Annotated in this window: 10 protein-coding genes and 1 riboswitch; of the genes, 7 read left to right on the top strand and 3 right to left on the bottom strand. The window is 62.2% G+C overall.

What is annotated here, in order from left to right; genetic code table 11:
• Positions 1-165: 165 nt before the first annotated feature.
• Positions 166-1,131, bottom strand: coding sequence for a ChaN family lipoprotein (locus tag ABNP46_RS04325; RefSeq protein ID WP_349921203.1), 966 nt, complete (start codon positions 1,129-1,131; stop codon positions 166-168).
• A 190-nt stretch (positions 1,132-1,321) separates the two neighbouring features.
• Between ABNP46_RS04325 and ABNP46_RS04330 the strand changes: the two genes are divergently transcribed.
• The 5 genes from ABNP46_RS04330 (at position 1,322) to ABNP46_RS04350 (ending at position 11,840) form a co-directional block, all read left to right on the top strand.
• Positions 1,322-3,415 carry a TonB-dependent hemoglobin/transferrin/lactoferrin family receptor gene (locus ABNP46_RS04330; RefSeq protein ID WP_349921204.1) on the top strand — a complete coding sequence of 698 codons (2,094 nt, stop codon included), beginning with the start codon at positions 1,322-1,324 and terminating at the stop codon, positions 3,413-3,415.
• A gap of 395 nt (positions 3,416-3,810) precedes the next feature.
• Positions 3,811-3,996: a hypothetical protein gene (locus tag ABNP46_RS04335; RefSeq protein ID WP_349921205.1), complete on the top strand. Its 186-nt coding sequence runs from the start codon at positions 3,811-3,813 to the stop codon at positions 3,994-3,996.
• A 154-nt stretch (positions 3,997-4,150) separates the two neighbouring features.
• Positions 4,151-5,296 (top strand): 3-phenylpropionate MFS transporter, encoded by a 1,146-nt coding sequence (locus tag ABNP46_RS04340; RefSeq protein ID WP_349921206.1) that lies wholly within the window; start codon positions 4,151-4,153, stop codon positions 5,294-5,296.
• A 66-nt stretch (positions 5,297-5,362) separates the two neighbouring features.
• Positions 5,363-8,842, top strand: coding sequence for a hybrid sensor histidine kinase/response regulator (locus ABNP46_RS04345; RefSeq protein WP_349921207.1), 3,480 nt, complete (start codon positions 5,363-5,365; stop codon positions 8,840-8,842).
• A gap of 201 nt (positions 8,843-9,043) precedes the next feature.
• A riboswitch (cyclic di-GMP riboswitch) is annotated at positions 9,044-9,130 on the top strand.
• Between the two features lie 112 nt (positions 9,131-9,242).
• Positions 9,243-11,840 carry a glycosyl hydrolase family 18 protein gene (locus ABNP46_RS04350; RefSeq protein WP_349921208.1) on the top strand — a complete coding sequence of 866 codons (2,598 nt, stop codon included), beginning with the start codon at positions 9,243-9,245 and terminating at the stop codon, positions 11,838-11,840.
• A 90-nt stretch (positions 11,841-11,930) separates the two neighbouring features.
• On the opposite strand, the gene ABNP46_RS04355 is transcribed toward ABNP46_RS04350, so the two are convergent.
• Both ABNP46_RS04355 and crp read right to left on the bottom strand, forming a co-directional pair.
• A complete protein-coding gene (locus ABNP46_RS04355) occupies positions 11,931-12,731 on the bottom strand; it encodes a putative RNA methyltransferase (protein ID WP_349921209.1) in 801 nt (266 codons plus the stop codon).
• A 122-nt stretch (positions 12,732-12,853) separates the two neighbouring features.
• Positions 12,854-13,492, bottom strand: a complete 639-nt coding sequence (gene crp / locus ABNP46_RS04360; RefSeq protein WP_010673237.1) for a cAMP-activated global transcriptional regulator CRP — start codon at positions 13,490-13,492, stop codon at positions 12,854-12,856.
• 313 nt (positions 13,493-13,805) lie between these two features.
• Between crp and ABNP46_RS04365 the strand changes: the two genes are divergently transcribed.
• Positions 13,806-14,210: an OsmC family protein gene (locus ABNP46_RS04365; RefSeq protein ID WP_349921210.1), complete on the top strand. Its 405-nt coding sequence runs from the start codon at positions 13,806-13,808 to the stop codon at positions 14,208-14,210.
• 48 nt (positions 14,211-14,258) lie between these two features.
• Entirely contained in the window at positions 14,259-14,558 is a 300-nt protein-coding gene (locus tag ABNP46_RS04370; RefSeq protein WP_349921211.1) for a hypothetical protein, read from the top strand.
• The last annotated feature ends 26 nt before the right edge of the window (positions 14,559-14,584 follow it).

Below are 14,584 nucleotides of genomic sequence, written 5' to 3' on the forward strand. Positions count from 1 at the left end.
TGGGTTCCTCAGAACCCGCCCGCCATTGCGCCACTACTGTGCTGACAAGCCACATATATCACCATAAAACCATCATTTATCAGCATGAAAATGAGGTTTTATGCGATTCAGCCCCTTGGCCATGGGCGTGTCGCCCCGGGCGGCGGGCAGGTTCCTGACTGGTTATCAGGGTTGCAGCCACTGGCTGCAGTCACGACTGCGGGATTGATGCAGTGCGCCCATATCTTGCTTCATTTCATCGGCATTTAGCCAGCGTTCCGGCAGTGGCGCTATGCGAACCCTGACATCGGCCGCGCGTCCGGCGGGGGCCTTGTCATCGGTTTGCGGCACGATCAGGGCCACCTTGAGGGCCGGGTTGCGGCTGGCGATGCGGCTGGCGATGCCGAGCCCCCCTTCCACATGGAAGTTGCCCGCGATGTGCATGATGCGCTGGCCCGGGTGTTTGGCGAGGTAGTTGACCATGCTCTCGGCCATGGTGTCGTCCCAGCTGGTCTGGGCGGCGAAGCGGCGGGCGTTGCTGTCGGCGTCCCCGTGGTGCATGGAGGCCATGAACTTCTGGCGATAGCCATCGTCACCCAGGGTGAGGGTCTGGGCCAGCTGGCTGCGACGGCTGGCGGGCAGCTTCTCCAGCCACTGGGGCCCTTCCTGGCCGACACAGCTCACCAGCGGCTTGGGGGCGTTGGCGGCGATGACGGGCAGGTGCTGCGCCTTGGCAAATTCCACCAGGGGGCGATAGTCGCTCGGGTAGTTGGGCCAGGCGTGGCCCTCACGGATCAGCGCTGACTCGCCGATGCGGCCGGCCAGATAGGCATCAAGGGTGACCTGATCGGCCCGGGTGAACTGCTCCATGGAGAGCGCCAGTCCCCGGCCATCGACCTGGGAGCGCTCGGCCAGTCCCGCCAGCAGGCGCGCCTGCAACAGGTGTACGGCCGGGTGGCTGTGCAATTCCCCCACCAGCACGATGTCGGCATCGACCACCCTGTCCAGCGCCTGGGAGAGGCTGAGGGACGCATCGCTCTGCCCTTCGCTGAGCTGATAGTGATAGAGGGTGTGGGGCGCGGGCGCCTGCGGGGGAGTGGCACAGGCGGCCAGCAGCAGGGGCAGGGCGAGCAGGGGCAGTCGTCGGATCATGGTATCTCACAGAGGCAGAGGCGCAGCACCAGACGATAACCGTATGGCGAGCAAGAGAAAACAGAGAGCGCTAGTGTAAAACCGAACTTGGACAAAAGAAAATGAGAATGATTCACTTTATTATTGATCTTTATTGATAGCTGAGTAATATGCCTTCCGCTTGATAATAATTCTCAATAAGGATTTTGCAGTGGCGCACAACAACACCCCATCATTGATTGCCCTCGCCGTGGCGGCTGGCCTGGTTTCCCCCGCTTTCGCCGCAGACAAGAAAGCTGATGAAGTCATGGTCGTCAGTGGCTCCCGGATGGAGCAGAAGCTGGAAGATGTCTCCGCTCCCATCGCCGTCATCACCTCTGAGCAGATCGAAGAGCAGGTCGTCACCAATGCGGCCGACCTGTTCCGCTACGAGCCAGGCGTGAGCGTGCAGGGCGGCGCGGGCGATGCCCAGACCTTCACCATCCGTGGCATGAGCGAAAACCGGGTCAAGGTCGTGCAGGATGGCGTGCGCCAGAACGATGCCTACAAGAACGGCGGCGTCGGTCAAACCTATTTTGACACCGACATGATCAAGCAGATTGAAGTGGCCAAGGGGCCGGCTTCCGCCGCTTACGGCTCCGATGCCCTGGGTGGCGTCATCGCCATCACCACCAAGGATGCGGAAGACTTCCTCAAGGGCCGTGACAGCTATCTGGATGCGACCACCGGCTACGCCTCCAGCAGCCACCAGAACATGGCGGGCTTCACCGGCGCCCTGCGTACCGGCGACTTCGAGAACCTGTTGCGCTACACCTGGCGCGATGGCGGTGTGACCCAGAACTACGATGGCGACAAGGACGAGTTCGACATCGTCAGCCAGGCAGTGCTGTTCAAGAGCAAGTGGAACTTCAGCGAGGATCAGTTCCTGAAGCTGACCGTCGACTATTTCACCGAAGGCCAAGATCCGGATGCCATCGACCTGAGCAAGACGAGCTCCGTCTTCAACCAGCCGATCACCGACAAGGACACCGACAACGTCTCCGTGGTGCTGGATCACGGCATCGCCCTGAACGCTGGCTGGGCCGATCGCATCGACAGCAAGGTCTACTATGCCCGTACCAAGCAGACCCTGGATCAGTACGCTTCCTCCAAGTACCCGGTCAACCCGCGCAACCCCTATGTGACCAAGAACTCCCTGGATCACAACGGCTTCGAGCAGGAGAGCCTGGGTGCCCAGGTGAAGTTCAGCAAGGCCCTCGACAACCAGCGTCTGGCCTGGGGTGTGGAGTATGAGCACACCGACAACGAGCGTACCCGCTTCAAGGCCCCGACCGTGCCGGGTGACTTCGTCGGCTACAGCGAGCTGAGCTTCCCGTCCACCACCAGCGAGCGCAGCGCCATCTGGGCCTTTGACGAGATCAAGTTCGGCGAGCGCTGGGTGCTGACCCCGGGCATGCGTTACGACTACTACAAGATGACCCCGGACGAAGATCCGGCCTACACCGGCGACAAGCTGCAGAAGGTCTCCGAAGGGGAGTTCTCACCCAAGCTGGGTCTGGTGTTCAAGGCACACGAGGCGGCCAACCTGTTCGCCCAGTACAGCCACGGCTTCAAGGCGCCCATGTATGACAACGCCTTCTCCACCCTGAACCACCAGGCATACGGCTACCGCATCGAGCCGAACCCGGATCTGAAGTCCGAGAGCAGTGATGGCATCGATCTGGGTGTGCGTGGCAGCGCCGGCGGCTTCAGCTACGAAGTGGCCACCTTCTACAACAAGTTTGACGACTTCATCGAGCTGGCTCAGGTCGGCACCGAAGGCCGCACCGCTGTTTACGAGTACCAGAACCTGGACAAGGCCACCACCAAGGGGGTCGAGGCCAAGGCGGATTACTGGTTGAACGATCTGGTCAACGTCTGGGGTAACCTGGCCTACATCGAAGGCAAGGACGGGGATGGCAACTACATCAACAGCCTGAGCCCGCTCAACGGCAGCCTGGGTCTGCGTCTGGAACAGCCGACCTGGAACATCAACACCGCCCTGCGCTTCGCCGATGACATGGACAAGGTACGCAAGGATGCCCGTGGCAACGACTACATCAAGAGCGCCGGCTGGGGTGTGGTTGACCTCTACGCCCAGTTCAAGCCCCTGCAGGACTTGCAGCTCAACGTCGGTGTATTCAACCTGTTCGACAAGGAGTACACCACCTACGAGAGCATGACGGGTCTGGCCGCGAGCAGCAGCACCGAGCACCTGAGCGAGCCGGGTCGCAACCTGAGCGCCCGCGTCAAGTACGTGTTCTGATAGCGCACACCGCAACAATGAAAAGGGGCCTGATGGCCCCTTTTTTTATGCCTGTCGTTCGACATGGGTCATGGGTGGCCCGGGCCGTGCCATACAGGGTGCCCGTCATCGTCATGCCCCGAGGCCGATGGCAGAGACTGGCAGCCTCTGGCCTAGCGTCCGGTGTTTCATGATGCTCTCCTGCCGGTGTGAGGGGGGCTTGCGGCGCACCGGCTCATGAATGAAGTGGGAATGAACGGATGTGCCGAGCGCCGAGGGACAATGCCCTGGCGCTGGCCTGATTCATTGCCCCTCCTGCTCGCAGGCTAGCCGCTGTGGGGAACGGGGGGAGGCTGGGACGCAGACAAGACGGTCACATCGCCCCCCATATCCGGACCGGGCGGCTGGTGCCGCTGTTGCTTGAACATGTGAGCGACAGCCTGAGCTTCTATCTCTACTACGGCAGCCGCACGGCGCAGCCCGCCCGGGTGCGCCGCTTCATCGATCTCTGCATCGCGCGGCTCGGGGAGAGCCAGGAGCACCTGCTGAGCCAGGGGGAACTTGAGACCGCGCAGGCACAGGGGTTGGCGTTGCTGGAGTAGGGCTGCCTGTCCCATCGAGGGCGGGCGTCCCGTGGGCATGTTGAGACAAAGGCCCCATTTTGTTGATATTGATGAGGTTATCCCTCGGATCCCAGGGGATACCTGGGCCAGGATGGGGTATTCTCTATGCCCCTTGCGCCATTGCCGAGTCTCTATGCCCGCCTTCTCCTGGTTAGCCCTCTTCTTCGGGGCCTTCTATTTCGTCTATGGCGCCTACCTGCCGTTCTGGTCGCTCTGGCTGGAGGGGATAGGGGTGAGCGCCGAACAGATAGGTCTGCTGCTCGGTGCCGGCATGGCGATACGTTTTGCTGGCAATCTGCTGATCATGGGGCGGATCAAGGGAGCCGGGCAGCTGCTGCCGCTGATCCGTCTGCTCTGCCTCTTGAGTCTGCTGGCCTTCCTCGGATTCTATCTGAGTCACCATCTCTGGTGGCTGGTGGCGCTGACCCTGGTGGCAAACTTCATCTATCCGACCCTGATGCCGGTGGGGGAGGCGCTGGCCACCCGCATGGTGGTGCAGACCCACCTCGACTACGGCAAGGTGCGGCTGTGCGGCTCCTTCGCCTTCATCGTCGCCTCGACCCTGGTGGGGGCCCTGGTGGGCAACTTCGGTAGCGACTGGGTATTGCACACCATGGCGGCGGGCCTGCTGCTGATGCTGGTGCTGAGTCTGCTGCCCCTCCATCCCGCGCCACAGGAGTTGGTGGGGGAGCGAGACAGGGCCTCCCTGAGAGAGACCCTGAAGTCCGCCTCGGTGCGGCGCTTCCTGCTCATCACCGCCCTGCTACAGGGCAGTCACGCCGCCTACTACGGTTTCAGCGCCATCTACTGGAAGGCCGAGGGCTACAGCGGCACCGTCATCGGCTACCTCTGGGCGCTGGGGGTGGTGGCGGAGATCTGCATGTTCGCCGCCGACAAACGCTTCCTGCAGCGCTTCGGTGCCCAGAGCCTGTTTCTCATCGGTGCCATCGGCTGCGTGGTGCGCTGGGCCCTGCTCGGCGCCTCCAGCGAGATCGGTGTACTGGTGCTCGGCCAGTTGCTCCATGCGGTGACCTTCTGCGTCAGCCACCTGGGCGCCATCCGCTTCATGACCCGCCAACTGCCTCCCGAGCAGATGATCCCGGCCCAGGGGCTCTATGCGGCTCTCGGCCTAGGCATGGTGGTGGCGGCGCTGATGACCCTCTGCGGCGTGCTGTTCGAGCCCCTCGGTGGCGGCATCTTCTACCTCATGATATTGGTGGTGCTGCCGGTGTTCGTGTTGCGCCTGCGCGATGTGACCCCTGTCGGGAGCCAGTCATGATTGCCGTTTCGCGGCGCGGCGGTTGGGCGGCGCCTCTCATCTATCTGGACAAGGGAGTCTGAGCAGATGCACCAAGGATGGTTGCTGATCGGGTTGTCGCTCGCCTATCTGGGCCTGCTGTTCCTCATCGCCTTCGTGGCGGACAAGAGCAAGCGCCGCCGCCTCAAGGGGCAGCCCCTGCTCTACAGCCTGTCGCTCGCGGTCTATTGCACCTCCTGGACCTTCTTCGGCACCGTGGGCCAGGCCAGCGAGTCCCCCTGGTCTCCCGTCCCCATCTACCTCGGCCCCATGCTGGTGTTCCTGTTCGGCTGGCGGCTCCTGGCCCGCCTCATCCTGGTGGCCAAGCGCGAGCACATCACCTCCATCGCCGATTTCATCGCAGCCCGCTATGGCAAGTCCCAGCGACTGGCCATGGTGATCACCCTGATCGCCGTGATGGGGATACTTCCCTACCTGGTCTTGCAGCTCAAGGCGATCGTCACAGGGCTGGATCTGCTGATGGCGAACTCGGTGCCAGCAGGGCCCACTGGCAATACCGGGGAATTGGCTCTGGGCGTCACTCTCATACTCGCCCTTTTCAGCATTTTGTTCGGCACCCGCAACCTGGATGCCACCGAACACCATCGCGGCATGGTGGTGGCCATCGCCTTCGAGTCCCTGGTCAAACTGCTCGCCTTCATGGCGGTGGGGGGCTTCGCGCTCTGGCTCATCATCAGCGAGCCGAGCCAGAGCCGCTCTCTGGTGGCCAGCGACTTCATGGATGCCGTGGTGGATGTCTCCCCGGGCAGCCTGCTGGAGCTCGCCATCTATACGCTGGTGGCCATGTGCGCCGTCATTTGCCTGCCGCGCCAGTTCCATGTGACTGTGGTGGAGAACAACCAGGGGCAGGATCTGCACTGGGCGCGCTGGGTCTTCCCGCTCTATCTGTTCCTGATGGGGCTCTTCATCTGGCCTCTGGCCCTGGCGGGCAAGCAGTGGGTGGGGGCGGATCTGGGGTCGGACACCTATGTCATCAGTCTGCCCATGTCCCTGGGATTCGACGGCATGGCGATGCTGGCCTTCCTCGGCGGCACCTCGGCGGCCACCGGCATGGTGATCGTCTGTACCATCGCCCTGGCCATCATGGTCAGCAACGATCTGGTGCTGCCGGTGTTGCTGCGCCGCTTCTGGCAACAGGGGCGGGATGAGCGGCTGATGCGGCTGCTGCTGCAGGTGCGCCGCGGCGTCATCCTGCTGATCCTGCTGGCGGCCTGGACCCTCTATCTCTGGCTCGGGGATCTCACCAGCCTCTCCCGCATCGGCTATCTGTCGTTCGGGGCCGTGGCCCAGTTTGCCCCGGCGCTGCTGCTCGGCCTCTATTGGCGTCATGGCAATCGCAAGGGGGTCTACCTCGGTCTCGGCCTCGGGGTCAGCCTCTGGTTCCTGACGTTGCTGGCGGAAAGCGGCCTGTTGGCGGGCTCCCCCCTGGAGGCCCTGCTGGCACCGCCCAACTGGCCCGCGTTCCGGGAGCTGAGCCTCGGGGCCTGGTGCATCTTCATCAGCCTGCTGCTCAACCTCGCGGGCTATGTGGCGGGATCCTTGCTGTCGCGGGCGGCGGTGAGCGAGCGGCTGCAGGCGGCGAACTTCGTCGGCAAGCCGAGCCGGGATCAGGCGACCCTCTATCAGGCGCGGGTCTCGGTCAAGGAGCTGGAGATGCTGGCGGCCCGTTTCGTGGGATCCAGCCGGGTCAAACGGGCCTTCGGCCGTTTCGCCGGCGAGCACGGCGGCACCCTGGCGCCCCAGATGCAGGCCTCGGCCGAACTTATCGCCCACACGGAGCGGCTGCTGGCCGGGGTGTTCGGCACTTCGTCGGCGCGGCTGGTACTGGCCTCCGCCCTGCAGGGGCGCAACATGCAGCTCGAGGAGATCGCCACCATAGTGGACGAGGCCTCGGACGTGTTTCGCTTCAACCGGGGTCTGCTGCAGGGGGCCATCGAACACATGGGGCAGGGGATCTCGGTGGTGGACAGGGAGCTCAAGCTGGTGGCCTGGAACCGACGCTATATCGAGCTGTTCCACTATCCACACGGCCTCATCCAGGTGGGACGCTCCATCGAGGAGATCATTCGCTACAACGCCGAGCAGGGGCTGTGCGGCCCCGGTGAAATTGAAGCCCATGTGGCGCGCCGTGTCGCCTTCATGCAGCGGGGCAGCCCCCACGTCTCGGCCCGGGAGCGGCCGGATGGCCGGGTGATCGAGATGCAGGGCAACCCCATGCCGGCGGGAGGCTTCGTCATGACCTTCACCGACATCACCCCGTTTCGGGCGGCGGAGCGGGTGCTGCGGGAAGCGAATGAGCACCTGGAGGCGCGGGTGGCGGAGCGTACCCGCGAGCTGTCGGCGCTCAACAGCCAGCTGCTGCTGGTGAACCAGCAGGTGGAGCGGGCCAATCACTCCAAGAGCCGCTTCCTCGCGGCGGTGAGCCACGATCTCACCCAGCCCCTCAATGCCGCCAAGCTGTTCACCTCCTCCCTGCTGGAGATGCTGCCAGGGGAGCAGGGAGTGGAGCAGAGGGCAGAGCAGATCCGGATCGCCCGCCACATCGACGATGCCCTGGGGGCGACCGAGGATCTCATCACGGATCTGCTGGATATCTCCCGGCTCGAAGCGGGCAAGTTCAAGGCGAAGAAGCTGGACTTCGCCCTGAGGGACGTGTTCGACAACCTCAAGGCAGAGTTCGGAGTATTGGCGCAAGCGGGAGATATCCAGTTCTCCGTGGTGGAGAGCGGGCTCGCGGTCCACAGCGACGTGCGCCTGCTGCGCCGGGTGCTGCAAAACTTCCTCACCAATGCGTTTCGCTACAACCCGGGGGGGCGGGTGCTGCTCGGCTGTCGCCGGCTCGGGAACAAGGTGCGCATCGAGGTGTGGGACAATGGTCCCGGCATCCCCTACGACAAGCAGGAGACCATCTTCGACGAGTTCTCCCGCCTCGATCACTCCCGCACCGCCCGCGAGCAGGGGCTTGGCCTCGGGCTCGCCATCGCCCGCGGCATCTCCCTGGTGCTGGGCCATCAGCTCTCGCTGCGCAGCTGGCCGGATGTGGGCTCGGTGTTTGCCATCACCCTCAATCTCGCGGCCCGCCCCGTGCAGCCACAACCGGTGGCAGCCCCCGTGGTGCGGGACAGCCAGCTGGAGGGGGTCAGGATCCTCTGCATCGACAACGAGGAGGATATCCTCACCGCCATGGCCTCCCTGCTGGGGCGTTGGGGTTGCGAGGTACGCTGTGCCCAGAGCCAGGCCCAGGCGGAGGATCTCATCGCCGGTGGCTTCCTGCCCAGGCTGGTGCTGTCGGATTATCACCTCGATGACGGCAAGACGGGGCTGCAGGCCCTGCACATGATCCGGCTGGCCCATGGCAATGGCATCGACGGCATCATCATCAGTGCGGATCGCAAGAGCGAGTTGCAGGCCCAGATCCGTGAACACGGTTATGGCTATATCAGCAAACCGGTCAAACCCCTCAAGCTCAGGGCCCTGATGAACAGCCTGCTGCTACCCATTGCGTGACTGCATTCACAGAATCCATCTTTGATTGGTCGGGGTGATAATGGTTATCAATCCAGACTATCGGCGACGTTGCTATCTTTTGGCTGCGTGATCGCAGCCAACTGTCAATAGTGAGTCCCTCTCACTGTCATATTTACTAGGTGGCGGGGCCAGCTCTCTCATCTATAGTCATTCGGCGATTATTTTCGTCGCAAATCAAGTTGTGCAAAAAGGCAAACCGGGTGAAAGCCCGGGACGCAAAGCCTCCGGTCTAAGGGTCCGAGTACCTAAGATAGCGGGGCCACCACAGGTTGTATCGTCCATGGAGCCAAGCCATGGTGGCGATGTTGTCTGCGTTACCTGTCAGGTTGCGTTGCCTTTTTCGTTGTTCATACCAATAACGAAATAAGGAAGTTCAACTATGTTCAGTCCAAAACATTCCCTGCTGGCCTTGCTGGTCGGGGGGATCTGCTCTACCTCCGCCTTCGCCGCCGCCCCTGGTAAACCCACCATTGGGTCGGGGCCCACCAAGTTCGCCATCGTTGAAGTCGATCAGGCTGCCACCTCTTACAACAAGCTGGTCACCGTCCACAAGGATGGGGCCCCGGTCAGCGTGACCTGGAACCTCTGGTCCGGTGATGTGGGCCAGACCGCCAAGGTGTTGCTCGATGGCAAGGAAGTGTGGTCCGGCACCGCCAGCGCGGCGGGTACCGCCAATTTCAAGGTCACCAAGGGTGGTCGCTACCAGATGCAGGTGGCCCTGTGCAACGCCGATGGCTGTACCCTCTCCGACAAAAAGGAATTGATGGTCGCCGATACGGACGGTAGCCATCTGGTCCCTCTCAAGGCGCCGCTGCAAGAGAACAACAAGCCCTACGTCAACAAGTCCGGCAAGGTGGTGGGTGCCTACTACGTGGAGTGGGGCGTCTATGGTCGCAAGTTCACCGTGGACAAGGTCGCGGCCCAGAACCTGACCCATATCCTCTATGGCTTTACCCCCATCTGCGGCGGTAATGGCATCAACGACAGCCTGAAAGAGATCTCCGGCAGCTTCGAGGCGCTGCAGCGTGCGTGCGCCGGTCGCGAAGACTTCAAGGTCGCCATCCATGATCCCTGGGCAGCGATCCAGATGTCGCAAGGCAACCTCAGCGCCTGGGATGAGCCTTACAAGGGCAACTTCGGCAACCTGATGGCCCTCAAGCAGGCTTATCCGGACCTCAAGATCCTCCCTTCCGTGGGCGGCTGGACCCTGTCCGACCCCTTCTACTTCCTGGGGGACAAGACCAAGCGTGACACCTTCGTCGCCTCGGTCAAAGAGTTCCTGCAGACCTGGAAATTCTTCGACGGCGTGGATATCGACTGGGAGTTCCCGGGCGGTCAGGGCGCCAACCCCAGCCTGGGTGGCCCGGCTGACGGTGCCACCTATGTGGTGCTGATGAAAGAGCTGCGCGCCATGCTGGATGAACTGGAAGCCGAGACCGGCCGCCAGTATGAGCTGACTTCGGCCATCAGCGCCGGCGGCGACAAGATTGCTAAGGTCGACTATCAGGCGGCCCAGCAGTACATGGATTACATCTTCCTGATGAGCTACGACTTCAGCGGCGCCTTCGATCTGAAGAACCTGGCTCACCAGACCAACCTGTTTGCCTCCAACTGGGATCCTGCCACCAAGTACACCACCGACAAGGGCGTCAAGGCGCTGCTCGGCCAGGGGGTCACCCCGGGCAAGGTCGTGGTGGGGGCGGCCATGTATGGCCGTGGCTGGACTGGGGTCAATGGCTACTCGGCCGGCAACCCCTTCACCGGCACCGCCACCGGCCCCGTCAAGGGCACCTGGGAGAACGGTGTGGTGGATTATCGCGACATCGTCAACAACCGCATGGGCGCGGGCTGGGAGCAGGGCTATGACGAGGTGGCCGAAGCGCCATACGTCTTCAAGGCCAGCACCGGCGATCTCATCAGCTTCGACAACGATCGTTCGGTCAAGGCCAAGGGGCAGTATGTGCTGGCTAACCAGCTCGGCGGTCTGTTTGCCTGGGAAATCGATGCGGACAACGGTGACATCCTCAACGCCATGCACGAGGGGCTCGGTCACGGTGAAGGCACCACGCCGCCCGCCAACAAGCCACCGGTGGCCAACGCCGGCAGCGATCTGAGCGTCACCGGCCCGACCGAGGTGACCCTCAATGGTTCTGCTTCCCACGATCCCGAGAGCGGCGTGCTGACCTACTCCTGGAAGCAGGTCTCCGGCCCGCAGGTCTCCCTGCTCGACGCCACGCAAGCCAAGGCTCGTGTGGTACTGGACGGCGTCAGTGCGGACATCAATCTGGTGTTCGAGCTGACGGTCACCGACGATCACAACCTCACGGCCAAGGATCAGGTGGTGGTGACCAACAAGGCGCCGCAGCCGAACCTGGCCCCCGTGGTCACAGTACCGGCCACCGCCACCGTGGAGTCCGGCAAGCAGGTGACCATCAAGGCCACCGCCTCGGATCCCAACGGCGATGCCCTGACCTATCAGTGGAGCCTGCCGGCGGGTCTGACCGCCACCGGTCAGAACAGTGCGACCCTGGTGGTCACGGGCCCGAGCGTCACCAGCGACACCGCCTATGACCTGACGCTGGTGGTGACCGATGGCTCCCTGGATGCCAGCGCCACTACCCGTTTGACCGTCAAACCGGTCAGCACCGGTGGTGGCTGTGAGGCAACCGATCCGGATGCGGCAAACCATCCGGCCTGGAGTGCCAGCACCGTTTACAACACCAATGACAAGGTGAGCCACAAGCAACTGGTGTGGCAGGCGAAGTACTGGACCCAGGGCAACGAACCGAGCCAGACTGCGGATCAGTGGAAGCTGGTGAGCCCGGTGCAGCTTGGCTGGAATGCCGGTGTGGCCTACAACGCCGGGGAGTTCACCACCTATAACGGCCGCAAGTGGAAGGCGCAGTACTGGACCAAGGGCGACGAGCCCGGCAAGTCTGCCGTCTGGGTCGATCAGGGGGCAGCGAGCTGCAACTGATGACAGTGCATAAATGTGGCGATGTCTTCGGACTCGCCAGGTGATAGAAAAAAGGCCCTTTCGGGCCTTTTTTGATCTGAAGAGAATGGATCAGCGCGGTTTTTGCCACAGGCCGAGCAGCAGGTCCTGCTCCAGCTCGTCCGGCCCCTGATGGGTGAAGGCATGGCGCTGTTCGCCGCTGGCGCGCCAGCCGAGGCGGCTGGTCTCGAGGATGTGTTCCCGCAGGCTTTGATCCAGCCCGGTGCTGAACTGGCAGCGCTCCTTGGCCACGGGCTCGAGGCCCGCGAGGCTTGGCCAGCTGAGGGGGTGCTCCATGCTCACCGGGTTGAGGCTGACCCTCAACTGCCACTGATGTCGTGGGCCCGGCTGCAGATAGAGCAGATAGCCGCCCGGTGCCAGCCAGTTGACCAGCAGCTCGGTCTTGACCTTGAGGTCGTTGACCAGCAACACCTGGGCCGTGCCCGCCTGCAGCGGGGCACGGGCCGGATCGGCGATGACGAACTGGCCGTCTGGCTGGGCCTTGTTGGCGGCGAAGATGGCGTTCTTGGCCAGATCGAAGCCGCCGACACGCCAGCCCGGCAGTCGCTCCGCCAGGGCACGGCAGTAATAGCCTTCGCCACAGCCGAGGTGAATGAGTTCATGGGCGCCGAGAGGGGCCAGCATGGCCGCCATGGCCTCTATCACGGGCAGCTGGTGGCCCTGCTCCAGATAGCGGCGTTTGGCGCGCAGCAGGGTGCGGCTGTCGCTGTCTTTCGGGTTCTTGGTGCCCGGGATGAGATCGAGATAGCCTTCCGGAGCCGGATCGAAGTGATGCTTCTTGTCGCAATAGACGCCACGGGAGGCTTCATGAAGATGCAGGGCGCCGCGACAAAGGGGGCATTGAAGATGCATAAGTACTCGCTTGGTTGCAGCCAGGGAAAGGCGTTCGGGATTATAGGGGAGGCGATCAAAAAAGGCTGCCGTGGCAGCCCTTTTTATCCGGCAGCCCGTTGCAGGGCCGCCTGTGAACCCGCTTAGCGGGTGCCGAACACCACTATGGTCTTGCCGTGGGCGGAGATGAGCTCCTGCTCTTCCAGCATCTTGAGGATGCGGCCGACGGTTTCACGGGAGCAGCCGACGATCTGGCCTATCTCCTGACGGGTGATCTTGATCTGCATGCCATCCGGGTGGGTCATGGCATCCGGCTGCTTGGCCAGGTTCAGCAGGGTCTGGGCGATCCGGCCGGTCACATCCAGGAAGGCGAGGTTGCCGACCTTCTGGCTGGTGTGCTGCAGGCGCTTGGCCATCTGGCCGGAGAGGCGCATCAGGATGTCCGGGTTGACCTGGATCAGCTGGCGGAATTTCTTGTAGGAGATCTCGGCGACTTCACAGGCGCCTTTGGCACGAACCCAGGCGGAACGCTCCGGATTCTCGTTCTCTTCAAACATGCCCATCTCGCCGAGGAAGTCACCCTGGTTCAGGTAGGAGAGGATCATCTCCTTGCCTTCATCGTCCTTGATCAGGACGGCGACGGTACCCTTGACGATGTAATAGAGGGTTTCTGCCTTCTCGCCGGCGTGGATCAGGGTGCTCTTGGCGGGATACTTATGAATGTGGCAATGCGACAAGAACCACTCAAGGGTGGGATCGCTTTGCGGTTTGCCAATGATCATGAGACTTCCTCTGTAGTGTCATTTTTGTGGACTCGTGCGTCCGGGCAAGGTGCCATGCTTGCCATTCCTTGTATCGGGTCGCAGTAGAATAAGAGCCTTTGTCGGTGCTGACAAGGCTTCGGGGACTTTTGCGAGTCGCCTCTTGTTTCGTCCTGTTGCGTTGCCCCGGCCATTCTAGGCAAGAGACGGCAAGAAAATGTTGATTTCGATCTATTAGGCGGGAAGTTCGCGAGAATATGGGTATGTGCCACACGGCCCCTGCTTGAGGTATGCTATGGGCGTCAGAAACGTCGTCATTGAGAGGAAATGTGAGATGAAAGCCAAGGTCAGCTGGGTGGAAGGCATGAAGTTTGTGGGCGAGAGCGAGTCCGGTCATCAGGTGACCCTGGACGGCGCCAACCCGGGCGAGGGTGCCAGCCCGATGGAGATGATCCTGCTGGCGGTCGGTGGCTGCAGTTCCATCGACGTGGTCTCCATCCTGGAGAAGGCGCGTCAATCCGTGACCGCCTGCCATGTGGAGCTACAAGGGGAGCGTGCCGAGTCCGTGCCCCGGGTGTTCGAGAAGATCCATCTCAATTTCGTCGTCACCGGCAAGGGATTGGCCGAGAAACAGGTCGCCCGCGCGGTGGACTTGTCGATGGAAAAATATTGTTCAGTTTCCCTGATGTTGGAAAAAGCCGTAGAAATTACTCATAGTTATCAAATCCTTGAGGCTTGATACGCGTAGCTCGATCTGCCGATAACACCATGACATAAGGAAATTACAATGAAGAAAATAATGATGTTGCTCCCCCTGTTTGGGCTGGCCGCCTGCAGCATGCCGCAGCCGACCCAGTATCAGTACAGCCAGTACCAGTGCGGGGAAGAGCTGCTGGCCATCACCTATGATGCCCAGGCCGACATGGTGCAATTCCCCTATGCCGGGGTCTATCACAAGCTGGGACGTATCGACTCTGCCAAGGAGTCCGCCAGTTATTCAGACGGTGTGACCACCTTCACCCATCAGGACAAGAACGCCACCCTGGTCAAGAATGGTGTGACCCTGCTCACCTGCGAGCTCAAGTAAGCGCTCGTCTGTCTGGTGTGTCAAAA

This window comes from Aeromonas veronii (genome assembly GCF_040215105.1).
Lineage (GTDB): Bacteria > Pseudomonadota > Gammaproteobacteria > Enterobacterales > Aeromonadaceae > Aeromonas > Aeromonas veronii_G.